This is a genomic window from Streptomyces sp. NPDC058620 (assembly GCF_042717135.1).
In the GTDB taxonomy this organism is placed as follows: Bacteria; Actinomycetota; Actinomycetes; order Streptomycetales; family Streptomycetaceae; genus Streptomyces.
In genome coordinates this window covers 1-26,431 of sequence record NZ_JBHXQO010000034.1, presented here as the reverse complement: position 1 = coordinate 26,431, position 26,431 = coordinate 1, and the positions used below count along the sequence as shown (strand labels likewise).

Genomic DNA, 26,431 nt, shown 5'->3' with positions numbered 1-26,431 from the left:
CCTGGGGTCACTGATTGATGAACCCGCCGTCCACCGGCATGACCGTGCCCGTGAGGAACGGGCAGCGGTCGCTGAGCAGCCACGCGGCGGCCGCCGCGATCTCCTCGGGCTCGGCCGTACGCCCCTGCGGGGTCAGGGAGTTGACCATCTCCTCAAGGCCGGGGTTGCGCCCGAACCAGTCGGCGGTGATCTCACTGCGCGTCGTACCGGGGGCGACGGCGTTCACCCGGATGCCCTGCCTGGCGTACTCGTCGGCCGCGGCCCGCGTGAGGCCGACCACCGCGTGCTTGGACGCTATGTAGGGCGCCGCGGCGGGTATCGCCACCAGACCGGCCACACTGCTGTTGTTGACGATCGTGCCGCCACCACTGGTGAGCATCGCGGCGATCTCGTACCGGAGGCAGTTCCACACGCTTCGTACGTTGGTGTCCATGAGGGTGTCGTAGATGTCGTCACCCATCAGGTGCATCGGCGTCCGGTCACCGCCGAGACCGGCGTTGTTGAAGGCCGAGTCCAGGCGCCCGTAAGTCGAGACGGCGAAGTCCACCGCCCGCGAGACGTCTTCCGCCACGGATACGTCGGTGACGACATAGGCCGCTTCCGCGCCCTTGTCGCGCAGTTCGCCGACCAGCGCGGCCAGCCGCTCTTCGCGGCGGGCGGCCAGCACCACCTTCGCGCCCTCCTGGGCGAACACCCGGGCCGCCGCCGCGCCGATACCACTGCTCGCCCCGGTGATGAGGACGACTTTGTCTGAGAGGAGATCGTTGCTCATGGGCGCAGTGTCGCAGGGCTGTTCGATACGGGCACGGGCAGCCCCGACTCTCCCGAGAGCCGCGGCAGCATCAGCGACCAGAACTGCGCCAGCGCCCGGCACGGGGACCACTCGGCGTCCGCGCGCCCCAGGATCTCCGAGCCCACCACCGCCGCCGTGACCGCGGACACCGCGGCGTCAGGCAGCACGTCCGCCGCCAGGTCGCCCCGCTCACCGGCCAGGGTGAGCGTCGCCCGGACCCAACTGCGCCATGACAGCCAGAGTTTGGCGTCCTCATGCCACGTGGCGTCATGGCCGAGCCCGAACGCGGCCCTCAACACCACGTCCTGAGTGAGCCGTTGGGCCAGCAGGTGCGATGTGTCGACCAGGACGCGCAGCGGATCGGGGTGGCTGGGCGGGCACGGGGCGATGATGGCGCGCAGCGTCTCCGCCGCGGCCGCCTCGACCGCCTCTCCCAACTCCCTCTTGCTGCCGAAGTGGAAGTGCAGGGCGCCACTGCTGACTCCGGCGCCGGTGCTGATGTCGAAGAGCGAGGACAGTCCGAAACCGCTCCGGTCGAACGACTCGGCGGCCGAACGGATCAACTGCTCGCGCGTGCGCACCGCACGGTCCTGCTTGGCCATCCTGACGCTCCCGGGGGCGTGATCAACGACTGGTCGGTCGGTCCAGGCAGGTCCGGTCGGTCCACGCGCACAAGCGCGTGGACCACGCTTTCCACGTTAACAAACCGGCCATATGGTTTCGGAGCAGGTTTCGTGTATCTGGCCGAAATTCTGTCCTGGCCCCGGCTTCGGATGCCGCGCGGTACCGTGCGGCATGCTCGCTATCCAGTTCGGCCACTTCGGTGGTCCTGAAGTCCTCGCGCCCGTTGAACTGGCCGCCCCCGTCCCGGGACCCGGAGAAGTGCTCCTCACGGTCGAGGCAGCCGGTGTGAACTTCGCGGACACCCATCAGGTGGACGGGTCCTATCTGACCGCCGACGCCCTGCCGTTCGTCCCGGGCAGCGAGGTCGTGGGCCGCACCCCGGACGGCACCAGGGTGCTGGCCCGGGTCTCGGGCGGATACGCGGAGCAGGTGGTCGCCAAGGAGTCCGCCGTCCAGGAGATTCCCGAGGAACTGGGCGCCGCCGAAGCGCTCGCCCTGATGATGCAGGGCCTGACCGCCTGGCATCTCCTCCGCTCGGCGGCCCGGCTGCGCGAGGGCGAGACCGTCGTCGTCCACTCGGCGGCCGGCGGAGTGGGCAGCCTCGCCGTCCAGCTGGCCAGGGAGTTCGGCGCCGGACGGGTGCTCGCCCAGGTCTCGACCCCCGCCAAGGAGCGCCTCGCCCTGGACCTCGGTGCGGACGCGGTGATCACGTACCCCCACGAGGAGAAGGCGGACGTCGTCCTGGACGCGGTGGGCGGCGAGCTCTTCGACCAGGCCCTGGGGTCCCTGGCCTCCTTCGGACGTCTTGTCACCTACGGCAACGCCGCGCGGTCCGGATTCACCCCGGTCGACCCGGCCCGGCTGAACCGGCTCAACGCGGCGGTCGTCGGCTTCTGGCTGCGGCCCGCTCTGGCCGCGCCGGGCGCGGTCAGCGGTCCCCTGAAGGAACTCTTCGCCCTGGTGGCGAAGGGAAGCCTCAAGCCGGTGGCAGGCGGGAGCTATCCGCTCGCGGACGCCCGCCGCGCTCACGAGGACCTGCTCGCCCGCCGCACGGTCGGCAAGATCGTCCTCGTCCCCGGAGCCTGATCGCCTCGCCCGTCACCGCGGGACGGGAAGCGGGCGCCGGGGGGCATGACCGGTGCGAGCGATGGCGTGCGGAGGCATGAGCGGTGCGAGCGATGGCGTGCGGAGGCATGACCGGTGCATGACCGGTGGCATGAAACGGCTCGTCCGGGGCCCGGCGGCCGCTCACCCGTTCCCCCGCGCGGGAGTGCCACGACGCCGGAACGGGCTTTGACTGCTTCGTACGAGTACGAGAGCCCTTCCCCAGACCTCGCGCCCCCACGAGTCCTGGCCCGACCAGGAGTGCCCCATGCCCCTGCCGCCCTCCACGCACGGTTCCGGTGCGGAACCCGGCCCAGGGCCCCGCGCACCCCGCCGCGCGGAGGCCCCGCGCCGCCCGGGTGTCCTGCGCCGCACCGGCCAGTGGTGCGCCCGGCACTTCGTCACCGTCATCGTCCTGTGGCTCGCCGCCCTGGCCGGGCTCCAGGTCCTGAACCACGCGTACGGCGGCGACTACTCCGACGACTTCTCCCTCCCCGGTACCCAGTCGCAGAACGGCCTCGACGTACTCAAGGCGCACGAGCCCTCGGCCGGCGGCTACAGCACCCAGGTGGTACTGCACGACGCGTCCAAGCCGCTCACCGAGGTCAGCAGCCAGGTCTCCTCCGCCGTCGCGGCCCTGGAGAAGCTGCCGCACGTGCTCTCCGCCCAGAACCCTCTGCCCTCGGACGGCTCCACACCTCCGGCCCCCACTTCCGGGACCCCTGATGTCGGGCCGCTCTCCACCGACGAGAAGACGGCGTACATCACCGTCCGGTTCGACGTGCAGCCCTCCACCCTCGGGGCGGGCTATCTGGACGGGGTGGACTCCGCCGTCGCGCCACTGCGCGCGGCGGACGTCGACGTGGAGTACGGCGGCCCGCTGGGCGAACTGGCCCGCCCCGAGGCGGACGACAGGACCAGTGAGGCCATCGGATTCGGCGTGGCGATCCTCGTCCTGCTGATCGGCTTCGGCAGCCTGCTGGCCGCCCTGCTGCCCCTGGTCACAGCACTGATCTGCGCCGTCTGCGGCCTCGCCCTGCTGGGACTCCTCGCGGCCGCGGCCACCTTCGCCACCGTGTCCCCGACGCTGGCCACGATGATCGGGATCGGCGACGGACGCGGAGCCCGGCCGGGAGACACAGGGCGGCTGGCACCGGTACGCGCAGCGGGTGGAGCGCAGGCCCTGGTGGTTCCTGACCGGCGGGGTGATCGTCCTGGTCGTCCTGGCGTTCCCGCTGCCCTTCATCCAGCTCGGGCACATCGGCGACGGCGCGGACCCCACGTCCTTCACCGACCGGCGGGCCTTCGACCTGATGTCCTCGGCCTTCGGACCCGGTTCGAACGGCCCCCTGACCCTCGTGATCGACCAGTCGGCGGTCCCGCAGTCCGACCGGTCCGCGCTGGCCACCCAGGCGCAGCAGGCCCTCACCAAGGTGCCGGACGCCGCCACCATCACCCCGCTGAAGGCCACGTCCGACGGCGACGTCCTGATCGGCACCGCGTACTCCGTGGCCTCCCCGCAGGACGAGAGGACCACCGGTCTCGTCAACCGGCTGCACGACGAGGTGCTGCCCAAGGCCGTCTCCGGGACGGACGCGAGCACCTACGTCACGGGCACGACGGCCGCGCAGGTCGACTTCCTGGACATCGTCTCCAGCAGGCTCCCCCTGATCATCGCGGTGGTGGTGGGCCTCGCCTTCCTCGTCATCCTGACCGTGTTCCGCGGCCTGCTCGTCGCGCTCAAGGCAGCCGTGCTCAACGTGCTGTCGATCGCCGCCTCGTACGGCGTCGTGGTGGCCGTCTTCCAGTGGGGCTGGGGAGGCCCGGCGCTCGGCGTTTCGGGGGACGTCCCGATCGAGAGCTACGTACCGATGATGATGTTCGCCATCGTCTTCGGCCTCTCCATGGACTACGAGATCTTCCTGCTCTCCCGTATCCACGAGGCGTGGCTGCGGACCGGGGACCCCCGGGCGAGTGTGGCGCACGCCCTGGAGATCACCGCCCGGGTGATCACCTGCGCGGCGCTCATCATGGTCAGCGTGTTCGCGGCCTTCCTCATCAGCGACAACATCGTGGTGAAGATGCTGGGCCTGGGACTCGCGGCGAGCGTCCTCATCGACGCCACCGTCGTCCGTCTGCTGCTGGTACCCGCCGTGATGACCCTGCTCGGCAGGGCCGCCTGGTGGACCCCGCGTTGGCTGGACCGGGTACTGCCGCACCTGGACGCCGAAGGGGACACCCGTACCTGACGGGCGCCCGGTGGCCTGCCCACAGGGGCCCGAGGGGCCGGACGGGAGCCGCCTACGGGCAACGCGCCGGTCACCCCGCTTGCGGCGGTCATTAAGGTGTCGGCGTGACCTCCTTGACCTCGCAGACACCAGGCCACGCTCCCACGGAAGCCGGGGCGGCAGCGGCCGGTGCCCGCAGCGGGCGCGACCCGTTCTTCGACAACGCGAAATACCTGGCGATCGTCCTGGTCGCGATGGGCCATGCCTGGGAGCCGCTGCCCGACAGCGGGCGGGTGGTCGAGGCGCTCTACACCTTCGTCTACACCTTCCACATGCCGGTCTTCATCGTGATCGCCGGTTACTTCTCCCGCAGCTTCGACCTGCGGCCGGAGCGGGTGTGGAAGCTGGTCACCCAGCTTCTGGTGCCGTACGTCATCTTCGAGGTCGCGTACACCGTCTTCGAGCGCGTGGTGGAGCGCCCCTCGCAGCCGTTGACCATCGTCGACCCGTACTGGCTGCTCTGGTTCCTGCCCGCCCTGTTCATCTGGCGGCTCACCACCCCGGTCTGGCAGGTGATCCGCCAGCCCGTGGCCGTCTCGGTTGCCATCGCGGCCATGGCCTCGATGATGAACGGCATCGGCGGCGACCTCCAGCTTCAGCGCGTGCTGCAGTTCCTGCCGTTCTACGTGCTCGGCCTGCGCCTGCGCCCGTACCACTTCGACCTGGTGCGCCGCCCCATGGCACGCATCCTGTCCCTGCCGGTCTGCGCCGTGGCCCTGCTCGTCGCCTACTGGGCGGTCCCTCGCATCTCGACCAGGTGGTTCTACCGGCGGCAGAGCGCCGAGGAGCTGGCCTCGCCCGTCTGGGCCGGCGCGGCCATGACGCTCCTGCTGTTCGCGGCCGCCGTGGTGCTCAGCGCCTGCTTCCTCGCCTGGGTGCCGAACCGGAAGCTGTGGATGAGTGCGCTCGGAGCGGGCACGATCTACGGCTATCTCCTGCACGGGTTCGTGATCAGGACCGCCACGTACGAGAACTTCTACGACCACGCGTTCCTGGAGACACCGCTCGGCCGGATCGCGGTGACGGTGGCTGCCGCGGTGATGGTGACGCTCCTGTGCACCTCACCGGTGCGACGGGTGTTCCGCGTCGTGGTCGAGCCCCGGATGAAGTGGGCCCTGAAGCCCAAGCCGAAGCCGGCGCCCTGACGCCTCGGAACTCCGACGCCCTGACGCCTCGGACCTGCGGACGCGTCAGCCGGTGACGCCTCAGCCGGTGACGTAGGTCCTGCCGAGCACCGTGGCGTGCTCCAGGACGTCCTCCAGCGGGTCGTCGATCTGACCGGTCGAGATGAGCGCCACCTGCGGACCGTTGTGCGCGTCGGTGTGCGTCTCGTCGGCGTACGCGATCCCGGCGGGCAGTAAGGACGCCAGTACCGTCGTTCCGAGTACGGTCAGCTTGCGCATGTTCATGTCGGTTCCTCGCCCGTGGGGTGCAGTCGGCCGCACCATCCTCTCCCTCCGCCCGGGAACGACACGCCCGTCAGCACCCGGATGGCGGAGCGACTGTTACGCAGAACGCACCGCACCCCTGTGCCCGGACTACGGGCACAGGGGTGCGGGTGGTTCTACGGACTACGGGTTCAGACCGGGTCCGGCGTACCGAGCAGGGCCGACGCGTTCTCCATCGGGGTGAGGGGCACCGCGGGGGCGGGCACCTCGGCCGAACGGCAGGTGAAGCCGAGGCGCGTCAGCGCCCGGGTGACCTCGGCGGAGGAGAAGTCACGGCGGTCCTGCCGGGTGATCACTTCGCCGACCTGCTTGACGGGGTAGACCCGGCGGCTGATGACTACCGCGTCACCGGTGACGGGTTCGGGCTTGATGCCCTTCATCGAATCCTCGACTTCGTTCTTGAAGAGATCGAAGGGGAAGCGGGCGATGACACAGCGCATAGTGCCTCAACAAGGTGGTGGGGACGGCCGGACGGGGACTTACCGGTTCGGATTCAGGCAGCCCGGTTGGTGCGGCGCTGCGTCGACGCGGTACGCGCCTCCGGCGTGGGGGCGCCCGGACGGCGTCCCTGTGCGGGGCGGCGACGGCCACGGCCGGCGAATCCACCGCTCTTGCGCTCGGACGGCGGCGAGCTGATGGTGACCGGGACACCCGACGGGGCCTGCGCCCCGGTGATCCGGCTCAGCTCGGCCTCGCCGGAACGGACCTGGGCGACCTGCGGGGTGATCCCGGCGTCCGCCATCAGGCGGGTCATCTCGCGGCGCTGGTTGGGCAGCACCAGCGTGACGACGCTGCCGGACTCACCGGCACGGGCGGTACGGCCGCCGCGGTGCAGGTAGTCCTTGTGGTCGCTCGGCGGGTCGACGTTCACGACGAGGTCGAGGTTGTCGACGTGGATACCGCGGGCGGCGACGTTGGTGGCGACGAGCACCGTGACATGGCCGGTCTTGAACCGGTCCAGGGTGCGGGTGCGCTGCGGCTGCGACTTGCCGCCGTGCAGGGACGCTGCCCGTACACCGCTGGACAGCAGGTGGTCGGTGAGCTTGTCCACGGCGTGCTTGGTGTCCAGGAACATGATCACCCGGCCCTCGCGGGCCGCGATCTCGGTGGTCGTGGCGTACTTGTCGGCGCCCTGGACGTAGAGCACGTGGTGCTCCATCGTCGTCACCGCGCCGGCCGCGGGGTCGACCGAGTGGACGACCGGGTCGTTGAGGTAGCGACGGACGAGCAGGTCGACGTTGCGGTCGAGGGTGGCCGAGAACAGCATCCGCTGGCCGTCGGGGCTCACCTGGTCGAGCAGCTCGGTGACCTGGGGCATGAAGCCCATGTCGGCCATCTGGTCGGCCTCGTCGAGGACGGTGATGGTGACACGGTCGAGGCGGCAGTCGCCGCGCTCGATGAGGTCCTTCAGCCGGCCCGGGGTGGCGACGACGACTTCGGCGCCGCCGCGCAGGGCGCTGGCCTGGCGGCCGATCGACATGCCGCCGACGACGGTGGCGATGCGCAGCTTCAGCGACCGGGCGTACGGGGTGAGCGCGTCGGTGACCTGCTGGGCCAGTTCCCGGGTGGGGACGAGGACCAGGGCCAGCGGACGGCGGGCGTCGGCGCGGCGGCCCTCGGTACGGGCCAGCAGGGCCAGACCGAAGGCGAGCGTCTTACCGGAGCCGGTACGGCCACGGCCCAGGACGTCGCGCCCGGCGAGCGAGTTCGGCAGGGTGGCTGCCTGGATCGGGAACGGCACCGACATGCCCTCGGCGACGAGCGCCGCCATCAGCGGTGCGGGCATCTCCAGGTCACCGAAGGCTTCTACTGCGGGAAGCGCCGGGGTGATGGTCACGGGGAGGGCGAACTCGCCCTTCAGCGCCGCGGGCCGGCGGCCGTAGCCACCGGAGCGTCCGGAGCCGCCGCCGGAACGGCCCTGGGAGGGACCGCCCTGCCGGCTCGACGGAGCGGAGCGGAACCCGTTGGCGGTGCGACTGCTTCCGGCGGAACCGCCTGAGCGGGTCCGGGAAAATCGGTCGTTCGTACGAGACGTGCGTTCGCGGTTCATGCAGAACCTTCCTCGATATGGCGCGTATCGAGGGATTCTTTATCGGGCAGCAGCAGCCTGAGCGGCGCCAAGAATCGCAAGAACGTGCCGATGAAATACGAAAATAAAGCCCGGCCGCTGGGAACAAGCCGTATCCGGCGCTTCAGATTGACTGCTTCGACATGACCGACATGCATCCGGAACAAGTCACCGGGGAGTCGCTCACGGGGTCGGTCATGGATCGGTCAAGATGTGGTACGTGCGGTGGTGCGGTGGTGCGTGTGCTTCGGGGACCGTCGACGGTCCCCGAAAACAACAACGAGCCGGGGCCCGCACCCCAAGGTGCGGGCCCCAGCTACGCCGTACGCCTGAGTGATCAGGCGGGGGTGATGTTCTCCGCCTGCGGGCCCTTCTGGCCCTGCGTGACGTCGAAGTTCACCTTCTGGCCTTCCTGCAGCTCGCGGAAGCCGGAAGAGGCGATGTTCGAGTAGTGAGCGAAGACGTCAGCGCCGCCGCCCTCCTGCTCGATGAAGCCGAAACCCTTTTCCGCGTTGAACCACTTCACGGTGCCAGTAGCCATGTCATATCTCCTTCGGGGCAGTGCCCGTGGGCTCACACTGTGCGAGCCCTACGTCGCCGCAAATGATTGCCCCTTCCGGAAAGAACCGGAAATACAAAAGCGCGCCCACCGATGTAGAACCGGCGAGAGCACTTGAAGTTTTGGGAACCACAACTGCAACTGAGATCAACCGTAGCACGATTCGCCGGGATCGGGGATGTACGCCATATCACTCGGGTCGCAGGCATAAAATTACTGTTGTCCATTGAGTAATATTCTGTGCTGGCCAATGCAGATATTCAGCGGCCGGTCGCGGACGCCGCAGCTCCGCGTTGAGACGCAGGGCTTCTTCGAGCCGGTCCTCAAGGATGACGATGCGGCACGCGGCGTCGGCCGGCGTACCGCTGAGGACCAGCTCTCGCGCATGGGCGGCGATGCGCGGTCGGTAGCGGGAGTAGCGGCGGCGGCCGCCCTCGGACCGCAGGGGCGCGATCAGACGGGCCTCGCCGACCGCACAGGGGAGGCACCGCCGACTGACCAGCTGGCCAGTTGGTTACGTGCCTGGCCCGGGGCCATAATGCGTGGTGTAGCCCTTCACGCATCCCCCGTCGTGAAGGGCTACACCCTTGTCCGGGCCCGGGCCGGGCGGTGTGGCGTGGCGTGTCGGGGTCCTGAGGTCCCGTGACGTGCGTGCGCCGCGGTGGGCCGAGCGCTCCGGCCGGACCTGGCGTGGCGTTCATGGCGAACCTCGCCTGCACCACCCTCGCCGCCGCGCCGCTCCCCGACACGGCCCGGCGCGGCCGGGTGACCACACAGGCGGTGGTGACGCTGCTCATCAACCACCCGCTGTGGACGGGCTGGTGAGCCCGTCCACCGTCACACCGGGCCCCTGGGAACAGCCCGTCACACCCGCACCCGCACCTGCCCGCGCAGACGCTCCAGCACCCGGCCGCGCAGCAGCTCGTACTCCTCGCGGAGCCTCACGATCTCCGCCGGACGGGGCACCACCGTGCCGCCCGTCACGATCTCCTCCGGCCCGAACTGCTCGCGGGTGAGGTCGATCTCGATGCCCATGCCCAGTCGGTTCCACCAGTGGAAGTCCGTCTGGACGCCGTCGACCCGGACCTCACCGCGAATCAGCTCGCCACCGAGCAGGTCGTTGACCACCATGGCCGTGACACCGCACTGGTCCCGCGCCGGGTTGTCCGGGTTCCAGTGCGGGCGGTGGACGGGGGTGGTCGTGTCGGCGTCCCAGCTGCTTCTGATGGCGGCTTCGAGATCGGCGAGGAGGAGGGGTTCCATGCCGTGATCCTCCCACCGTCCACTGACACTCCGGGCCCGTCAGCGCGAGGTCCGCGAGGCCATGACGGCGATGTCGTCCTCCGCGTCCTGCCCGAACCGGTCCAGCACCTCGTCCAGCAGGTCTTCCAGCCTGCCGCTCATCGGCAGGGCGAGCCCGGAGAGCCGTCCCACCGACACATCGATGTCCTCGCCCCTGCGCTCCACCAGACCGTCGGTGTACATGAACAGCACCGTCCCCGGACCACACGGCACCCTCGTCGTCCGGTACCCGCCGAATCCCGTACCGAGCGGCGGCCCCACCGACACGCCCGTCACCCGCCCGGCCGACCCCGGGTCGATGAACACCGGCGGCAGATGACCCGCGCTCGACATCTCGCAGACCCCGACCGCCCGGTCGACCACCGCGATCAGACAGGTCGCGGCCCGGTCGATGCCGGAGCGCTCGACCATCTGGTCCAGGTGCTCCAGGATCTCGTGCGGCGGCAGATCGTCGTACGCCAGGAGCCGTAGCAGCGAGCGGTAGTGGCTCATGGCGACGGACGCCTCCACCCCGTGACCCATCACATCGCCCATCGCCTTGAGATGGCGCCCGTCCCGCAGCGGAATGACGTCGAACCAGTCACCGCCCACCAGCGCCCCCTGCTCCGCGGGCAGATAGCGGCTGGCGATCTCCACGTGCGGATGCGGCCCGCGCGGCTCGGAGAGCAGGGAACGCTGGAGCTCGCGGGCGATGGAGTGCTCGTGCGTGTACCGGCGGGCGTGCTCCAGATCGATGGCGGCGCGGCCCGCCAGCTCGCGCGCGACCACCATGTCCTCGTCCGTGAAAGAGGGCGAGCCATCGGCCCGGACGAGGCTCAGCGCGCCCTGCGGAAGTCCGCGCGCGGTGAGCGGCACCACGAGCGCCGAGTGGATGCCGATGGCACGGTAGGCAGCGGCCCGTGCGGGCGAGGGCCCCCATGAGCTGAGCTCCTCGTCGCTCAGGAAGTCCACACTCACCGGGGCGTTCGACACCAGGCAGCGCGGTACGGCCGCGCCCTCCTGGTAGTCGATGTGGTCACCCGGCCTGCTGAACCTGTCCACGATGTCGCGGAGCGACGGCACGGTCGCCAGCGCGGCCCGACGCAGCCTCAGCACGCCCGGCGGCGCGTGCCGCACCTCGTGCCCGACTTCCGGCGGGAAGACGTCCACGGCTGCGACGTCGGCCAGCGCCGGTACGACGCAGTCGGCCAGCTCCTGGCAGGTGGTGTCCATGTCGAGCGTCGTACCGATGCTCACCGCCGCCGTGTCCAGCAGCGCCAGATGACGCCTGGCCCGTTTCAGCTCCTCGTTCCGGATCTCGGACTCACTGACGTCCAGGACGATGGCGACCAGCCCGATGACCTTTCCTTCCTCGTCCTCCAGCCGGTGGTACGCGCCGTGCCAGTACCGCTCCTCCAGGTCGGACACCGCCCAGGTCTGGCCCGTGTAGGTGATCTCGCGGGGCTGCCCGTCGGCCAGCACCTTGCGCAGGACGTCCTCCCGCGCCTCGATCTCCGGCAGGACCTCGAAGACGGAACGGCCCAGGTGGCAGGCGGCCGAGACCCCGTTGATCCGTTCGAGTGCCGGGTTGACGTAGAGGTAGCGCAGTCCGGTGTCGAGCACGGCCACCCCCGCCATCGCACCACCGAGCAGAGCGGCCGGCCCTGCCAGGTCCAAGGGCGTCGGCCGGGCTGCGTGCTCTTCGGACGGCAAGGGAGCCTCCTGGGCGTGGCACGGGCGGGCACACGGTGGCCGGGCGGCGGACGGGGTGGGTGCGCCGCCCGCAGCCAGGCTCTTCATCGTGGTCCGCCCCGCCGCACCCCGCATCTCCGCGTCTCCGAACGGACCAGAGCCCGCCTTCGGGGCATCCGTGCCCGCGCTCAGTGCGCGTGCGGTCCCGACAACCGCGGCTTCCCCTGCGGTACGAGCGCGAGCGCCATCACCGCGCTCACCCCGGCGGCCACGGCACACACCGTGAAGGCGTCACCGAACGCCCCGATGGCCGCACTCCCGCCCGCGATCCCCGCCGCCGCGACCGTGGACACGACCGCCACCCCGATGGAACCGCCCACCTCGTGGAAGGTGTTCACCACACCCGAGGCGAGCCCCGCTTCCCGGTGGTCCACCATGGCCAGCGCCGTCGTCGTCGCCGTCACGAACACCGCCCCCAGTCCGAACGAGGCCACGACGAGTCCGGGCAGCAGCCCCGCGTACACACTGCCGTCCACCGAGAGCCAGGTCAGGGGTACGCACCCGGCGGCGGCGATCGCCATCGCGCCCACGGCCGTCGTACGGCTGCCGAGCCGCCCGACGAGCCGCGACCCGAGGTGCGCGCCGATGCCGACGGCGAGCGCGACGGGCAGGAAGACGAGGCCGGTCTTCATCGGCCCGAAGCCACGTCCGTGCTGGAGGTAGACGGAACCGAGGAAGAAGAACGCGATCAGCAGCGCCGTGGCGATCAGCATCAGGAACGCCCCCGCGAGCACCGGCCGCCGCGTGAACATCCGCAGGTCCATCAGCGGCGCCTTCGCGGCGCGTTCGACAGCCGCGAACACCGCGTACAGCACCGCCGCCCCCGCGAGCGGCAGCAGCGTCGCCGCCGAGCCCCAGCCGGTGTTCCCCGCCTCGACCAGCCCGTAGATCAGCGAGCCGGTCCCGGCGGTGACGAGCAGCGCCCCGGGCACGTCGAGCCGGGCCCGCTGCGTTGCGCGGACCGGAACCAGGAGGGGTACGGCCACCAGGAGGGCCAGGCCGACGGGGACGTTGACGTAGAACACCCACTGCCAGCCGGGACCGGCGGTCAGCGCGCCGCCGAGCAGCACCCCGATCGCCGAACCGGTGCCGCCGATCATGGCCCACACGCCGAGCGCCTTGTTGCGCTCCTCGCCGTGGAACGTGGTGGTGACGAGGGACAGCGCGGCGGGCGAGAGCAGCGCGGCCCCCACCCCCTGCGCGATGCGGCCGCCGATCAGCAGGGCGGCGCTGTCGGCGAGCCCGGTGGCCAGCGAGGCAGCGGTGAAGACGGCCAGCCCGGCGAGCAGGACACGGCGCGCTCCGAGCGCGTCGGCGAGCCGCCCGCCCAACAGCATCAGACCGCCGAAGCAGAGGGTGTACGCCGTGACGACCCAGGTCAGCGTGGTGCGGCCGAGGTGCAGATCCGCCGCCATGGCGGGCAGCGCGACATTCACCACGGTCACGTCGAGCACCAGCATGAACTGGCCGGCGCAGATCAGCGCCAGGACCGCCCAGCGCCGTGGGACGGCGACGCGATCAGGGTGCGTAGGAGGCTGCGGATGGGCGTGCGGATGGATCTGATGGACCTCGGAACGGCTCATGAACTCAACTGTACGGTTCAGTTCAGTTGAACTCAACCGTACAGTTCAGGTCGCTGTTAGCCTGTCCCCCATGAACGCGAAGCAGCCCCCCGCCGGACCCCGCGCCGAAGCGAAGCGCCTGGCCATCGTCGGAGCCGCCCGCACCGCGTTCCTCCGCGAGGGTTTCGGCGTGGGCATGGACGCCATCGCCGCCGAGGCGGGCGTATCGAAGGTGACGGTCTACAACCACTTCGGCAGCAAGGAAGCCCTGTTCACGGCCGTCATCACGGGCGCCCTGGACGAACCCCTCGGCGGCGCGCCCACGGCAGCCCTCGCCCAACTGGCCGACGCCGACGACCTCCGTACGGCCTTCGTCGACGCGGCCCGCGCCTGGGTGGCAGCGGTGCGGGGCAACACGGACGTCGCGGCCCTGCGCAACCTGGTCGCCGCCGAGCAGCACCGCTTCCCCGAACTGGGGACCGCCTGGCAGGGCCACGGCCCCGAAGGCCACCACCCGGCCGTCGCCGACGCCCTGCGCACGCTCACGGAACGGGGCCGCCTCGACATCCCCCACCTGGAAACGGCGATCGTGCAGCTCTACGCGCTGCTCGTCTTCCCGCACCTGGTCTTCAGCTCGTACGGGACCGCCATCGACGACACCGCCACGGATCGTCTGATCACGGGCGGCGTCGACATGTTCTTGAGCTACTACGCGCCGAAGGGGTAACCCGCCGCAGCGGCCACGAACGCCGCGAAGGCGGCGGGGGCGACGGTGAAGGCGGGGCCGCCGGGGTTCTTGGAGTCGCGGACGGCGATACGGCAGGGCTGGGCGGCGACTTCGACGCACTCGCCGCCACTGCTGCCGCTGTACGAGGACTTCAGCCAGGCTGCGGTGCCGAGGGGGGCGCACTCGATGCAGTCGCCGCCACTGCTGCCACTGAAGCTGGACTTACGCCACACCGCGCTCTTCAGGTCCTGGCTGCTGCCCATAGCGTTCCTCCATTACGCGCGCGATCAGTGCCGCCGAGTCCTCCGGGGAGAGGGCCGCGGCCTGCAGGCGAGCGTAACCCAGCGAACGCTCCCTGATCACTTGCGGATTGGCGGTCATGTGACCCGAGTCGTAGCTCTCCGAGTAGAAGAGATCCGGGTCGTTGTCGAAGCGCAGGACCGTGAACGAACCCATCATTCCCGCGTGTTGCCCCACCCTGAAGGGCAACACCTGAATCTGCACCCAGGGTCGATCGAGGAAAGACAACAGGTGCGCGAGTTGGCTGCGCATGACCTCGGCTCCGCCGATCTCCAGGTGCAGTGCCGCCTCATCCAGCACCACGCACAGCACCGGCGGATTCTCACGGCGGAGAATCCGCTGCCGCTCCATCCGTGCCGCCAAGACCTCCTCGACGGTGTCCTGATGGTCCACACCAAGCACAGCCCGCGCGTACGCCTCGGTCTGCAACAGCCCGTAGACCAACTGTGATTGGTACGTGGAGATGAATGAAGCCTTCGCCTCCATCTCCGCATACGCCTGGAACCACGTCGGCAGTTGGCTGCGCAGCACCAGCCCCACCAACCGGGACAGCACCCCCTCGGTCCCCAGCGCGGCATCCGCCCGGTCGGAGAAGTCACGGGTCGGGAGCTTCCTGGCCGTCTCGATCTGGCCGACCAGCGACGCCGTGCAGAAGATGATCGCGCCGAGTTCCTTCTGATTGAGCCCTGCCGCCTCGCGGAGCCGCCGAAGTTCGGCACCGTAGTAGTCCAGCGGTGAAGCATGCGGGTCGAGGTCACGGATGTTGACCATGTGCGGGGGTTCCCCTCGTTCACGTACAGCTCAGGTACAAGCTCACGCGGCGCAGCGTTGCTTTGCGCCCGTAGCCGAGCGTAACCATCACTGTCCATTCTGGTGACGTGAATCACGTAACCGATGAACAGACGCCCGGAGTTGAGGGGCCCACCCGCTATGGCATGAGCTTCACGGTCGGTGACCACTCGGCTCGGCATCTGCGGCGCATCCTCCGCACGTACCTCGCCGGATGGGGCCTGTCCGAACTCGCCGACGCGGCCGAACTCGCGCTGACGGAACTGGTCGCGAACGTCGTGCGGCACGTGCCCGACCGCCGGTGCGCCCTGCTGATCCTGCGGACCCCGGAGGGTGTGCGGGTGGAGGTGAGCGACAACTGCCCCGACCTCCCCGAGGTGGGAGACGCGGCCCCGCTCGCCGAGGACGGGCGGGGCCTGTTCCTCGTCGCGGCCGTCGCCGGCGGATGGGGGGTGGTGCCACGGGCGGGCGGGAAGGCGGTGTGGTTCGAGTGCCGGCCGGACGTACCGGAGCCGGAGGTCTACGAACGGGCCCCCGTGCGAGCCACGGCGTACGGGCGCGGCAACGCGTCGATGCTCACCGTGCCGCGCGCGGAGTCCGCGTCCCGGGGCGGCCGGAGTGCCGCCGAGACGGCGTCCGGCAGAGTGCTCTGACCGAGCAGACCGGTGACCAGGGCGGTCGTCAGTTCGTGCCAGAGCGCGGCGCGGCGCAGCATCGCGTGGTCGCTTCCCTCGACCGTGACCAGGCAGGTCCGGGCGCCCGCATCGCGCGCCCGGTCGGCCAGCGCCCGGCTGGCGCGGGGGTTCGTGACGCGGTCGTGGGTGCTGTGGATCAGGACGACGTCACGGTCCACGAGCTGGGTGACCGGGTCCTCGGGCGGGCACCACGGGGCGAGGCCGACCACCGCGCGTACCAGCGGATGCCCTGCGGCACGGAGGGAGGCGCGGGCGCCCATGGAGTGACCCACGAGGACGACGGGAAGGTCACCGGCCTCTCGCTGGAGGTCGTCGAGGGCGCGTACGGCGTCGTGGAGGGGGTCTTCGCGGGGGCCGTTCCAGCCGCGGCAGGTGTAGCGGACGCTACGGACCAGGACGTCGGCCGGGAGCGTGGCCTTCCTGACGGACCGCCGGAAGGGGCGCATCCGGACCGCCGGCAGATTGAGCGGACCGAACGGCGGCGGGCCGGCCCCCGCCTCACGGCCACCGTGCAGGAGGAGTACCGCAGCGGAGGGGGGATGGTGTGCCATACGTTCACGGTACGGGGCACGCACCCGTCCCCGTAAGGCGATCAAGGGAGCCATCATGGCATCAGGACCTCAAGTCGGTCAGCCGGTGCAGGACTTCACCCTGCCCGGAGGAATTCTCACCGACGACGCTTTCGAGCGCACCGATTACACGCTCTCGAAGGCGCGCGGCCGGTCCGTCGTCCTCGCTTTCTATCCGGGAGACAACACTCCGGTTTGCACGAAGCAGCTCTGTTCCTACTCCTCCGGGTTCGAGACCTTCGAGGGGCTGGATGCCGAGGTCTGGGGAATCAGTCCACAGGGTGTGGACAGTCACGAGGCGTTCGCCCGCACGCACGGACTGCGGATGCCGCTGCTCGCCGACGAGGGGCGCGAGATCGCCAAGGCGTACGGGGTTTCCGCGCCCGGCATCGGTGTGCGGCGCGCGGTCTTCCTGGTCGGCCCCGACGGCGTTCTGCGCTGGAAGCACGTGGCACTGTTCGGCGCCACGTTCCAGTCGCTGGACACGCTCGCCGAGCACCTGTCCGGCATCAAAGTCGCGTAAGGAGTGCCGGGACCCGGCAGTACCACAACCCCCCGGCGTATGGGATCATCCAGCCAGTTCGACGGAAATGTCGGGGGACGTCGAAAAACCGGGGGAGTGATCGCGTGACCTTCTTTCTGGGTCTCGGCATTGCGGGACTTGTTCTTCTCGCCCTCTCCCTGATCTTCGACGGAATCCTCGAAGGACTATTGGGCGGCGTACTGGACGGCCTGTTCGACGGCCTCCTCTCGCTGCCGGTCATCGCCGGCTTCCTCTCGATGCTCGGCTTCGGCGGCGCGATCATGCTCGGCGCGACGGGTGTCGGCACGGTCGCGGCCACCGTCACCGGAGCCGTCGCCGGTCTCGTCGCGGCATGGGTGACCTGGAGGTTCAGCCGGGCCCTCATGCGCGACCAGACGACCGCGACGCCGCGCGGGGACGACCTCATCGGCACGTCCGGATCGGTGGTCACGCCAATTCCGGCCGGCGGCTACGGCGAGGTGCTGCTCCGACTCGCGGGCCAGACCGTGAAGTTCGCCGCGAAGAGCCCGGAGCCCGTCGAGCGGGGCGCCGAGATCTGGGTGGAGGCCGCACTGTCGACCACCTCGGTCCAGGTCCGTCAGGTCGAGCGCTGACCACCACCTGACCGTTCGACACGGTCTGACCGAAAAACGATCTGCCGTCCCCCTCGTCGGGAGGCAGGGGGGACCCTTCTCATGAGCCCAGTTCTGATCGCCGTCATCGGCATCGTCGTACTCGTCGTACTCCTCGGCCTCGTAGTGATCACCCGCTACAAGGTGGCCGGGCCCAGCGAGGCGTTCATCATCACCGGCCGGCGCGGCAAGAAGTCGACCGATCCGGTCACCGGCCGCACCAGCATCGACAACAGCGGCCAGAAGGTCGTCGTCGGTGGCGGCGTCTTCGTCGTGCCGTTCGTCCAGCAGAAGTTCACCCTGGACCTCTCCAGCCGCCACATCCCGATCTCCGTGCGCGGCGCCGTGACCCTGCGCGGCGTGAAGTCGAACCTCGAAGGCGTCGCGATCGTCAAGGTCGGCGGCAACGAGGACGCGATCCGGGCCGCCGCCCAGCGTTTCCTCCAGCAGCAGGACGGCATCGTCGGCTTCACCCAGGAAGTCCTGTCGGGCGCGCTGCGCGCCATCGTGGGCCGGATGTCGGTCGAGGACATCATCCGCGACCGTGCCGCGTTCGCGAGCCAGGTCGCCGAGGAGGCCGAGGCCAGCCTGTCCGGGCAGGGCCTGATCCTGGACGCGTTCCAGATCCAGGACATCACCACCGAGGGCTCGTACCTCGAAGACCTCGGCCGGCCCGAGGCGGCGCGCGCCAAGCAGGAGGCCGACATCGCGGAGGCCATCGCCCGCCGTGCGTCTGAGCAGGCCCGTCTGAAGGCGGCCGAGGAAATCGCCATCGCCGAGCGGACGTTCTACCTCAAGCAGGCCGAGATCAAGGCGGAGACGGAAGCGGCGGCCGCCAAGGCCAACGCGGCCGGCCCGCTCGCCGAGGCCGCCCGCCAGCAGGAAGTGCTCCAGGAGCAGGAGAAGGTCGCCGAGCGCCAGGCGGCGCTGACCGACCGCGAGCTGGACACGAAGGTCCGTAAGCCCGCGGACGCCGCCCGCTACCAGGCCGAGCAGGAGGCGGAGGCCCGCCGCATCGCCCAGGTCAAGGAGGCCGAAGCGGACGCGGAGCGCTCCCGCCTGACCGGTCAGGGCGAGAAGCTGCACCGCTCGGCCCTGGCCGACGCGGTCCGCATCGAGGGCGAGGCGGAGGCCGCGGCGATCGCGGCCAAGGGTGCGGCCGAGGCCGAGGCCATGCAGAAGAAGGCCGACGCGTTCGCCCGGTACGGGGACGCGGCGGTGCTCCAGATGCTGGTCGAGGTGCTGCCGACGGTCGTGGCGAAGGCTTCCGAGCCGCTCAGCGCCATCGACAAGCTGACGGTGATCTCCACGGACGGCGCCAGCCAGCTCGCCCGCACGGTCACGGACAACGTGACGCAGGGCATCGAACTCCTCAACTCCACGACGGGCGTGGACCTGGGCGCCCTCCTGGAGAACCTGAAGAACCGCACGGCCCCGGCCACCGGGGTCCCCGCCCAGGCCGCGGACCCCAAGAACAACGGCAAGATCGAAATCACCGACTGAACGACAGCGTCACCCACCACCCCGTGCCCGGCCGGAGAATCCTTCCGCCGGGCACCGGCGCGTCCGGGGGGCGCGGAGAGCGGCACCGCTGAAGTCGCCACACGGCTGTCGCCGACGGGACGGCTGTCAGCCGACCGACGGTACGCCGGGCCTCCGGTCCGACGGCAACGCACAGGCCGGGGAGCCGCCGGGCAGACGGTCACGGTTGGCGGCGACGAGCCGGTAGACCCCGTGGGCGATCCACCGCGGCGGGGGCAGGGTGAGCAGGCCACCCAGCCATGCCCAGGCTCCACCGGCTCGCAACAGCAGCTTGGCGACGGCCTGCGCACCGCCGTACACCGCGCCGGGCGGCGAGATCCACAGCACTTCGTGCTCGGCGCGCGCCCGGGTGACGCCGAGGGCGTCCAAGTCCGCGAACTGCCACGGCGTGACGGCGCAGTCCGGCCGCAGTCGCCGCACGAGGAACGCCACCGAGGTCGTGCAGAAGGCGCAGTCGCCGTCGTAGACGAGCACAGGTCGGGTCGGCATGCTCCCATCCTGCCCGAGCACCGTGCCGGAGGGCCGCTTCCCTCGCGTCAGAGCGGTGTGCCCGCGTGCGGGATGCGGACCAGCGTGACCGTCGGGTCCGGGTGGCGCGTACGAGGGTCCATGGGCGCGGGCGGCGCACCCGCGCCATCTCCTCGCCGGTCCGCCCCTGGCCCGTCACGCGAAGATCACCGACCTGCCGGACCGGACGGTAAGGAACAAGGCATGCTGGGATTCGTGCCCCCACTCCCTCAGCAGCCCCAACGCGTCCCCGCAGGCGGCCACATGGTCGTCTGCGGAGACGACACCCTGGCCAGGCGCCTCGCGGTGGAGCTCCGTTACGTCTACGGCGAGCGGGTGACCCTGCTGCTCCCACCCGGCGGCGACCCCGACCACCCCGAGCGGCAGATAACCCAACGCGGCCGCGCGGCAGCGCTGTTCGGGCGGATGTCGGCGGCGATGAACCGCAACGGCAACGCGGCCGGCAGCACGGACACCGACACGAACGCCGGGATCGAGGCCGTCCGCATCCTGGAGGCACCTGAGCCCTCCGACGACGTGTTCGAAGAGGCGGGCATCGACCGGGCCGCCGCGCTCGCGCTCGTCTACGACGACGACGAGCGCAACATCCGGGCCGCCCTGACCGCCCGCCGCCTCAACCCGCGCCTGCGCCTGGTCATCCGGCTCTACAACCGCAAGCTCGGCCAGCACCTGGAGACGCTGCTCGACCAGGCGGCGGCGCTGGCCGTGCCCGGGCTCGACCAGGCGGCACTCGACGCCTCCACCACCGTGCTGTCCGACGCGGACACGGCGGCGCCCGCCCTGGCCGCCACCGCGCTCACCGGCAGCAGCAAGGTCATCCAGGCCGGGGGGCTGCTCCTGCGGGCCGCCGAACGGCCGCCGCCGCGCCACGGCGAGGTGGCCGACCCGGGACTGTGCACGCTCGCGCTGCTCTCCTCCACCACCCACGACCCGGCGGGCGCCGAGGGTTCCGACAGCAGCGGCGACGAGGGCCCCCGACTCCTGCCGGACGCCGCCTCGGTGGCGGCCGCTCCCGGGCGCGGAACCATCGTCCTGGAGAACATCAGCCGGGCGGACCCGGCCCGCCCGGCGAAGCGGATGGGCGGGCGGGGCGCGCCGCTGAGCCAGGTGTTCTCACGGCGGCTGCGCTGGTCGGCGGCCGGAGTCGCGAGCACCGTGGTCGGCCTCGCGGTCGCCTCGGTGCTGACCACCGGCTACCACCCCCTGCACGCCGCCTACCTGACGCTGCTCGACCTGTTCGCGATGGGCGATCCGGCGCTCGACGACCCGCCGGGCCGCCAGATCATCCAGCTGCTCTCCGGACTGGCCGGGCTGATGCTGCTGCCGCTGCTGGTGGCCGCCGTCCTGGAGACGTTCGGCTCGCTGCGCACCACCTCGTCGCTGCGCCGCCCGCCGCGCGGACTGTCCGGGCACGTCGTGCTGCTGGGCCTCGGCAAGATCGGTACGCGGGTCCTGGTGCGGCTGCGCGAACTGAACATCCCCGTGGTCGTCGTGGAGGAGGACCCGGAGGCGCGCGGCATCCCGCTGGCCCGGAGCATGCACGTCCCGACGGTCATAGGCGATGTCACGCAGGAAGGCGTCCTGGAAGCGGCGAAGATCCATCGCGCCGGTTCCCTGCTGGCCCTGACCAGCGTCGACACCACGAATCTGGAGGCGGCGCTGTACGCCCGCTCGGTCAAGCCGGACCTGCGGGTGGCGCTGCGCCTGTACGACGACGAGTTCGCCACCGCCGTCTACCGCACCCTGCGCACCGCCCACCCCCAGGCCCGGACCCGCTCCCGTTCCGTCTCCCACCTGGCTGCCCCGTCGTTCGCGGGCGCCATGATGGGCCGCCAGATCCTGGGGGCGATCCCGGTCGAGCGGAAGGTCATGCTGTTCGCCGCGCTGGGGGTGGCCGGCCATCCCCAGCTGGAGGGCCGCACGGTCGAGCAGGCGTTCCGCGCGGGTGCCTGGCGGGTGCTGGCAGTGGACGCCACCCCGCCCGCCGACCGGCAGCCGGACCTGACGGCCGCCGGGACGACGGGGCAGCCGCTGGGCCTGATCCAGGACCTGCACCCCGGGTACGTACTGCGCCCCGAGGACCGCGTGGTGATCGCCGCGACCCGTCGCGGTCTGGCGGAACTCCTGCGCGGGCAGCGGACGATGACACGCCGCTGACCAGGTCCTGGCGTGCGGCACGTGGGGCTACCGCAGGCCGCCCATCGCGTCGCGCACCTCGTCCAGGGTCCGTTCGGCGATCTCGTTGGCCCGCTCGTTGCCCGCGCGCAGCACCGACCGTACGTACGCCATGTCCTGGGCGTACTCCGCGCGCCGGGCGCGGATCGGCGCCATACGTGTGTTGACCGCGTCTGTCACCGTCCGTTTGAGGGCGGCGGCTCCCCCGTTCCCGATCTCCCCGGCGACCTCGTGCGGGTCCCGGCCGAGGCAGAGCGCGGCGAGCAGCACGAGGCTCGACACCCCGGGCCTACCCTCCGGCTCGTACGTGATGCGGCGCTCCGCGTCCGTCGTCGCACCCTTGATCAGCCGCGCCGTCTCGTCCGCACCGGCGGAGAGCGCGATCGAGTTGGCGCGGCTCTTGCTCATCTTGGTGCCGTCGGTGCCGAGCAGGAGGGGCGCGGCGGAGAGCAGTGCGTCCGGTTCGGGGAAGACCGCCCCGTACCGCTCGTTGAAGCGCCGGGCGATGGTCCGGGTCACTTCTAGGTGCGGCAGCTGGTCCTGGCCGACCGGCACCAGGTTGCCCTTGCAGAAGAGGATGTCGGCGGCCTGGTGGACGGGGTAGGTGTACATGAGTCCGCTGACCGAGGACTGCCGGGAGTGCGCGATCTCGTCCTTCACCGTGGGGTTGCGGCCCAGTTCGGCGACGGACACCAGGCTCAGGAAGGGCAGCAGGAGCTGGTTGAGGGCGGGCACGGCGCTGTGGTTGAAGACCGTCGTGCGGGCGGGGTCGATCCCGATCGCCAGGTAGTCGAGCAGCAGCCCTTCCACATACTCGGAGAGCCGCTCGGCGACGTCCCGGTCGGTGAGCACCTGGTAGTCGGCGACGAGCACGAAGACCTCCACGCCGAGGTCCTGAAGCCTGACCCGGTTGTGGAGGGTGCCGAAGTAGTGGCCGAGGTGGAGCGCGCCGGTGGGGCGGTCGCCGGTCATGACCCGGAAGCGTTCGGGGGTGTGCCGTAGCTGCTGTTCGAGCTCGGTGCTGCGGGTCTGTGCGGGCGTGGTGGGGATCACGGTGGCCGGGACTCCGGAAGCGGTGATGGTCATGGTCGGTCTCTCCTCGCGCGGGTGCTGATGCGTGGAGGACGGCCCGCCGAACCGGGGATCCGCGCCGCCCGGAGGCAGCAAAAAAGGGCCGTCCATGTCGAACGGCCCTGGTTCCGTGCAGATGAGGTGGCCGCTCCTAGTAGGAGCGCCACCAGTTCCGGCACAGTACGGAGGTCATGCGGCCCAGTGTACGGGGAGGGGCCGTGGGCGTACGGCGTGTCCGGAGTACGCACCGGCCCGGCTCGGACGGCGGACGAGATGTTGCCGCCCCGATCACCCGAGGAGAGCCTGAGCGGGACGTCACCAGGTCTCAGCGAGCGCGGACCGCACCGCGCCGGTCGTGGTGGGCGTAAGGAGCGAAATTGCGATGAGAGTCATGTTGAGGGCACACCTGGACACCCAGGTCTCGAACGACGCGCTCAAGAGCGGCCAGCTGCTGAAGGTCATGCAGGAGATGATGGAAGCGCTCAAGCCCGAGGCGTCCTACTTCGGCCCCAGCGAGGGCGGCCGGTCCTGCACCTTCGTCTTCGACATGCAGGACAGTTCACGGCTGCCCAGCATCGCGGAGCCGCTCTTCGAGCAGCTCGGCGCGAGGATCGAGATCCAGCCGGTGATGAACGCCGAGGACATGAAAAAGGGTCTTGCCGCGCTGAAGCACTGACCTCGGAGTAACCGCCCGGCTCCGTCCGGGCGGTTACCCGAAGGACCGCCCCCGCGCCTGGGACAAGAGCCTGGTCATCGACCTGGCCGCGACCGCCCGGCGCTCCCGGCACCGCCTCGCCCTCCACAACGGGGTTCTCACCCACCGCACCACGACCTACGCCGGCCGGCACCTCATCGTGCCGGCCGCTCTGGTGACCGGGCTCTCCTCCGTCCCGGCCCGGGAGGAGATCTTCGGGGCACAGCGGGAAGCGATCGCGCGCGCCGAGCGGTGGGGCGCCGACCAGCGGAAACCGACACGTCCGGGGATACGGAATAGGTCGCGGGGGTGCCTCGTTGTAGGGTGTGTTCACATAGTTCAACATTCAACCAAAACCTCTTGGAGGCGGGCGTCATGCAGTTCGGGATCTTCACCGTCGGAGACGTCACCACCGACCCCACGACCGGCCGGACACCGAGCGAGCACGAGCGCATCAAGGCGACGATCGAGATCGCGCTGAAGGCGGAGGAAGTGGGCCTGGACGTCTTCGCGACCGGTGAGCACCACAACCCGCCGTTCGTCCCGTCCTCGCCGACCACCACGCTCGGCTACATCGCCGCCCGCACCGAGAAGCTGATCCTCTCCACGTCCACCACGCTGATCACCACCAACGACCCGGTGAAGATCGCCGAGGACTACGCGACCCTCCAGCACCTCGCTGACGGCCGCATCGACCTGATGATGGGCCGCGGCAACACCGGACCGGTCTACCCCTGGTTCGGCAAGGACATCCGCCAGGGCATCCCGATGGCGATCGAGAACTACGCCCTGCTGCACAAGCTGTGGCGCGAGGACGTCGTCGACTGGGAGGGCAAGTTCCGCACACCGCTCCAGTCCTTCACCGCCACCCCGCGCCCGCTGGACGGCGTACCGCCGTTCGTCTGGCACGGCTCCATCCGCTCCCCGGAGATCGCCGAGCAGGCCGCGTACTACGGCGACGGCTTCTTCCACAACAACATCTTCTGGCCCATGGAGCACACCGAGAAGATGGTGAAGCTCTACCGCAGGCGCTTCGCCCACTACGGCCACGGCACCGAGGAGAAGGCCATCGTGGGCCTCGGCGGCCAGGTGTTCATGCGGAAGAACTCGCAGGACGCGGTACGGGAGTTCCGCCCGTACTTCGACAACGCACCGGTCTACGGCCACGGGCCCTCGCTGGAGGACTTCACCGAGCAGACCCCGCTGACCGTCGGCTCCCCGCAGGAGGTCATCGAGCGGACCCTGTCCTTCCGTGAGTCCGTCGGCGACTACCAGCGCCAGCTGTTCCTGATGGACCACGCGGGTCTCCCGCTCAAGACGGTCCTGGAGCAGCTCGACATCCTCGGCGAAGAGGTCGTGCCGGTGCTGCGCAAGGAATTCGCCAGGCTGCGGCCGGCCGGAGTGCCGGAGAGCCCGGTCCACCCGGCGGTCACCGCCGCCCGTACGGCCGCCGCCGCTGCCACCGCCACTGCCGCCAAGGAGGTCTGAGTACCGTGTTCGCCACCGCACCCCTGAAGATCGTCGCCGTCTCGGCCGGGCTGAGCAGCCCCTCGTCCACCCGGCTGCTGGCCGACCGGCTGGCCGACGCCGCCCGCGAGCGGCTGGAGGCCGACCAGGACCGCAGGATCGACGTGCAGGTCATCGAGCTGCGCGAGCTGGCCGTCGACATCGCGAACAACCTGGTCACCGGTTTCCCGCCGCGCGCCCTGAAGGACGCGATCGAAGCGGTGACGGAGGCGGACGGCCTGATCACGGTGACACCGGTCTTCACCGCCTCGTACAGCGGACTGTTCAAGTCGTTCTTCGACCTGATCGACCACACCGCACTGACCGGCAAGCCCGTCGTGATCGCGGCGACGGGCGGCACGGCACGGCACTCGCTGGTCCTGGAGCACGCGCTGCGCCCGCTCTTCGCCTACCTGCGGGCCGTGACCCTGCCGACGTCCGTGTACGCGGCGTCGGAGGACTGGGGCTCGTCCGGCGACGAGTACACCGAGGGTCTGCCGTCCCGCATCCGGCGGGCCGGCGGCGAGCTCGCATCGGCGGTCCTGGGGCGGACGGTCTCCGGAGCGTCGAGGGCGCTGGGCCTGGACGACGGCGAGGACGCGGTCGTGCCGTTCGAGCAGCAGCTCGCCGACCTCCGGCTGGACTGAGCCACCGAAGGGTGAGATATCCGGTTTGATTACAGTTGGACCGAACGTTCTCACCAAGCTGGACCGAGCTGGACCGAGCTGGAGGCAGACATGGGCAGGATCGTCGTGGGCGTGGACGGCTCCGATTCATCGATCAAGGCACTGCACTGGGCCGTTCGCCAGGCCGAACTGACCGGCGATTCCGTCGAGGCCGTGAACAGCTGGGAGTACCCCGCGACCAGCTGGGCGTCCATGATGCCGGGCCTGCCGGAGGACTTCGACCCGCAGGCCCTGGCCACCGTCTCGCTCACCGAGGCGCTGGAGGAGGCCCTCGGCGCGGAGGGCGCCGCGGCCATCAGCAAGATCATCGTGATCGGTAACCCGGCCCAGGTGCTCCTGGAACGGGCCAAGGGCGCGAACCTGCTGGTCGTCGGGGCCCGCGGCCACACCGGCTTCAAGGCGACGCTGCTCGGCTCGGTCAGCCTCCACGTCACACAGCACGCGCCGTGCCCCGTGACGGTCGTACGCGACTGACGAGGACGAGGGAGGGAGGGGCGGCCGGCATGATGCCGGCC

Annotated in this window: 27 protein-coding genes and 2 pseudogenes; 14 read left to right on the top strand and 15 right to left on the bottom strand. The window is 70.5% G+C overall.

All coding sequences use genetic code 11. The features are described 5' to 3' along the window. Positions 1–7: 7 nt before the first annotated feature. Both ACFWSK_RS26105 and ACFWSK_RS26100 read right to left on the bottom strand, forming a co-directional pair. Positions 8–772 carry a glucose 1-dehydrogenase gene (locus tag ACFWSK_RS26105; protein ID WP_383790767.1) on the bottom strand — a complete coding sequence of 255 codons (765 nt, stop codon included), beginning with the start codon at positions 770–772 and terminating at the stop codon, positions 8–10. Then, positions 769–1,395, bottom strand: a complete 627-nt coding sequence (locus ACFWSK_RS26100) for a ScbR family autoregulator-binding transcription factor (RefSeq protein WP_383790764.1) — start codon at positions 1,393–1,395, stop codon at positions 769–771. Before ACFWSK_RS26100 ends, ACFWSK_RS26105 begins: the two co-directional genes overlap by 4 nt. A gap of 193 nt (positions 1,396–1,588) precedes the next feature. Here ACFWSK_RS26100 and ACFWSK_RS26095 point away from each other — a divergent pair, with 193 nt between their 5' ends. The 3 genes and pseudogenes from ACFWSK_RS26095 (at position 1,589) to ACFWSK_RS26085 (ending at position 5,954) form a co-directional block, all read left to right on the top strand. Then, the gene (locus ACFWSK_RS26095) at positions 1,589–2,503 is read left to right on the top strand and encodes a zinc-binding alcohol dehydrogenase family protein (protein WP_383790762.1); all 915 of its coding nucleotides are present in this window, start codon (positions 1,589–1,591) and stop codon (positions 2,501–2,503) included. 286 nt (positions 2,504–2,789) lie between these two features. Further along, positions 2,790–4,770, top strand: a pseudogene (locus tag ACFWSK_RS26090) (MMPL family transporter). 104 nt (positions 4,771–4,874) lie between these two features. Further along, entirely contained in the window at positions 4,875–5,954 is a 1,080-nt protein-coding gene (locus tag ACFWSK_RS26085) for an acyltransferase family protein (protein ID WP_383790759.1), read from the top strand. Between the two features lie 60 nt (positions 5,955–6,014). Here the strand turns inward: ACFWSK_RS26085 and ACFWSK_RS26080 are convergent, their stop codons facing one another. The 5 genes from ACFWSK_RS26080 to ACFWSK_RS26060 all read right to left on the bottom strand — a co-directional run bounded on the left by ACFWSK_RS26080 (position 6,015) and on the right by ACFWSK_RS26060 (position 9,386). Beyond that, entirely contained in the window at positions 6,015–6,218 is a 204-nt protein-coding gene (locus tag ACFWSK_RS26080; protein ID WP_383790756.1) for a hypothetical protein, read from the bottom strand. 170 nt (positions 6,219–6,388) lie between these two features. Then, complete coding sequence (locus ACFWSK_RS26075) at positions 6,389–6,697, bottom strand: SCO5918 family protein (RefSeq protein ID WP_382726236.1); 309 nt, start codon at positions 6,695–6,697, stop codon at positions 6,389–6,391. A 53-nt stretch (positions 6,698–6,750) separates the two neighbouring features. Beyond that, positions 6,751–8,307, bottom strand: a complete 1,557-nt coding sequence (locus ACFWSK_RS26070) for a DEAD/DEAH box helicase (RefSeq protein WP_383790754.1) — start codon at positions 8,305–8,307, stop codon at positions 6,751–6,753. 355 nt (positions 8,308–8,662) lie between these two features. Beyond that, complete coding sequence (locus ACFWSK_RS26065; RefSeq protein ID WP_151476148.1) at positions 8,663–8,866, bottom strand: cold-shock protein; 204 nt, start codon at positions 8,864–8,866, stop codon at positions 8,663–8,665. Positions 8,867–9,074: 208 nt separating this feature from the next. Further along, positions 9,075–9,386 (bottom strand): hypothetical protein, encoded by a 312-nt coding sequence (locus ACFWSK_RS26060; protein WP_383790902.1) that lies wholly within the window; start codon positions 9,384–9,386, stop codon positions 9,075–9,077. Between the two features lie 197 nt (positions 9,387–9,583). On the opposite strand from ACFWSK_RS26060, the gene ACFWSK_RS26055 reads away from it, so the two are divergent. Then, positions 9,584–9,709, top strand: coding sequence for a hypothetical protein (locus ACFWSK_RS26055; RefSeq protein ID WP_383790751.1), 126 nt, complete (start codon positions 9,584–9,586; stop codon positions 9,707–9,709). A gap of 39 nt (positions 9,710–9,748) precedes the next feature. On the opposite strand, the gene ACFWSK_RS26050 is transcribed toward ACFWSK_RS26055, so the two are convergent. The 3 genes from ACFWSK_RS26050 to ACFWSK_RS26040 form a co-directional block, all read right to left on the bottom strand. Next, the gene (locus ACFWSK_RS26050) at positions 9,749–10,147 is read right to left on the bottom strand and encodes a hypothetical protein (RefSeq protein WP_383790748.1); all 399 of its coding nucleotides are present in this window, start codon (positions 10,145–10,147) and stop codon (positions 9,749–9,751) included. A gap of 39 nt (positions 10,148–10,186) precedes the next feature. Then, positions 10,187–11,878, bottom strand: coding sequence for a SpoIIE family protein phosphatase (locus ACFWSK_RS26045; protein WP_383790745.1), 1,692 nt, complete (start codon positions 11,876–11,878; stop codon positions 10,187–10,189). Between the two features lie 167 nt (positions 11,879–12,045). Continuing rightward, positions 12,046–13,500, bottom strand: coding sequence for an MFS transporter (locus ACFWSK_RS26040; protein WP_383790743.1), 1,455 nt, complete (start codon positions 13,498–13,500; stop codon positions 12,046–12,048). Positions 13,501–13,570: 70 nt separating this feature from the next. On the opposite strand from ACFWSK_RS26040, the gene ACFWSK_RS26035 reads away from it, so the two are divergent. Then, complete coding sequence (locus ACFWSK_RS26035; RefSeq protein WP_383790740.1) at positions 13,571–14,206, top strand: TetR/AcrR family transcriptional regulator; 636 nt, start codon at positions 13,571–13,573, stop codon at positions 14,204–14,206. Here ACFWSK_RS26035 and ACFWSK_RS26030 read toward each other — a convergent pair. Then, positions 14,188–14,469, bottom strand: a complete 282-nt coding sequence (locus tag ACFWSK_RS26030) for a DUF397 domain-containing protein (RefSeq protein ID WP_383790737.1) — start codon at positions 14,467–14,469, stop codon at positions 14,188–14,190. The two genes, ACFWSK_RS26035 and ACFWSK_RS26030, sit on opposite strands and share 19 nt — an antisense overlap. Then, entirely contained in the window at positions 14,429–15,277 is an 849-nt protein-coding gene (locus tag ACFWSK_RS26025) for a Scr1 family TA system antitoxin-like transcriptional regulator (protein WP_383790734.1), read from the bottom strand. Before ACFWSK_RS26025 ends, ACFWSK_RS26030 begins: the two co-directional genes overlap by 41 nt. A 164-nt stretch (positions 15,278–15,441) precedes the next feature. Between ACFWSK_RS26025 and ACFWSK_RS26020 the strand changes: the two are divergent. Continuing rightward, a pseudogene (locus ACFWSK_RS26020) lies at positions 15,442–15,717 on the top strand (ATP-binding protein); the annotation flags it as partial. A 98-nt stretch (positions 15,718–15,815) separates the two neighbouring features. Here ACFWSK_RS26020 and ACFWSK_RS26015 read toward each other — a convergent pair. Beyond that, entirely contained in the window at positions 15,816–16,541 is a 726-nt protein-coding gene (locus tag ACFWSK_RS26015) for a dienelactone hydrolase family protein (protein WP_383790732.1), read from the bottom strand. A 55-nt stretch (positions 16,542–16,596) separates the two neighbouring features. On the opposite strand from ACFWSK_RS26015, the gene ACFWSK_RS26010 reads away from it, so the two are divergent. From ACFWSK_RS26010 to ACFWSK_RS26000, 3 genes are all read left to right on the top strand, one after another. Continuing rightward, on the top strand, positions 16,597–17,082 hold the full coding sequence (locus ACFWSK_RS26010) for a peroxiredoxin (RefSeq protein WP_383790730.1): 486 nt from the start codon (positions 16,597–16,599) through the stop codon (positions 17,080–17,082). A 104-nt stretch (positions 17,083–17,186) separates the two neighbouring features. After that, positions 17,187–17,696 (top strand): hypothetical protein, encoded by a 510-nt coding sequence (locus tag ACFWSK_RS26005; RefSeq protein WP_383790726.1) that lies wholly within the window; start codon positions 17,187–17,189, stop codon positions 17,694–17,696. A gap of 81 nt (positions 17,697–17,777) precedes the next feature. After that, a complete protein-coding gene (locus ACFWSK_RS26000; RefSeq protein ID WP_383790723.1) occupies positions 17,778–19,217 on the top strand; it encodes a flotillin family protein in 1,440 nt (479 codons plus the stop codon). Positions 19,218–19,343: 126 nt separating this feature from the next. Here the strand turns inward: ACFWSK_RS26000 and ACFWSK_RS25995 are convergent, their stop codons facing one another. After that, positions 19,344–19,745, bottom strand: a complete 402-nt coding sequence (locus ACFWSK_RS25995; protein WP_383790720.1) for a thiol-disulfide oxidoreductase DCC family protein — start codon at positions 19,743–19,745, stop codon at positions 19,344–19,346. 222 nt (positions 19,746–19,967) lie between these two features. Between ACFWSK_RS25995 and ACFWSK_RS25990 the strand changes: the two genes are divergently transcribed. After that, positions 19,968–21,941 carry an NAD-binding protein gene (locus ACFWSK_RS25990; RefSeq protein ID WP_383790717.1) on the top strand — a complete coding sequence of 658 codons (1,974 nt, stop codon included), beginning with the start codon at positions 19,968–19,970 and terminating at the stop codon, positions 21,939–21,941. A 27-nt stretch (positions 21,942–21,968) separates the two neighbouring features. Here the strand turns inward: ACFWSK_RS25990 and trpS are convergent, their stop codons facing one another. Continuing rightward, the gene (trpS, locus tag ACFWSK_RS25985) at positions 21,969–23,045 is read right to left on the bottom strand and encodes a tryptophan--tRNA ligase (RefSeq protein ID WP_383790714.1); all 1,077 of its coding nucleotides are present in this window, start codon (positions 23,043–23,045) and stop codon (positions 21,969–21,971) included. A 367-nt stretch (positions 23,046–23,412) separates the two neighbouring features. Here trpS and ACFWSK_RS25980 point away from each other — a divergent pair, with 367 nt between their 5' ends. The 4 genes from ACFWSK_RS25980 (at position 23,413) to ACFWSK_RS25965 (ending at position 26,390) form a co-directional block, all read left to right on the top strand. Then, entirely contained in the window at positions 23,413–23,706 is a 294-nt protein-coding gene (locus ACFWSK_RS25980) for a DUF3303 family protein (RefSeq protein WP_383790711.1), read from the top strand. Between the two features lie 393 nt (positions 23,707–24,099). After that, positions 24,100–25,212 (top strand): LLM class flavin-dependent oxidoreductase, encoded by a 1,113-nt coding sequence (locus ACFWSK_RS25975; protein WP_383790709.1) that lies wholly within the window; start codon positions 24,100–24,102, stop codon positions 25,210–25,212. Positions 25,213–25,217: 5 nt separating this feature from the next. Then, positions 25,218–25,877, top strand: a complete 660-nt coding sequence (locus ACFWSK_RS25970) for an FMN reductase (protein ID WP_383790706.1) — start codon at positions 25,218–25,220, stop codon at positions 25,875–25,877. Positions 25,878–25,967: 90 nt separating this feature from the next. Beyond that, complete coding sequence (locus ACFWSK_RS25965; RefSeq protein ID WP_383790704.1) at positions 25,968–26,390, top strand: universal stress protein; 423 nt, start codon at positions 25,968–25,970, stop codon at positions 26,388–26,390. Positions 26,391–26,431: the final 41 nt, after the last annotated feature.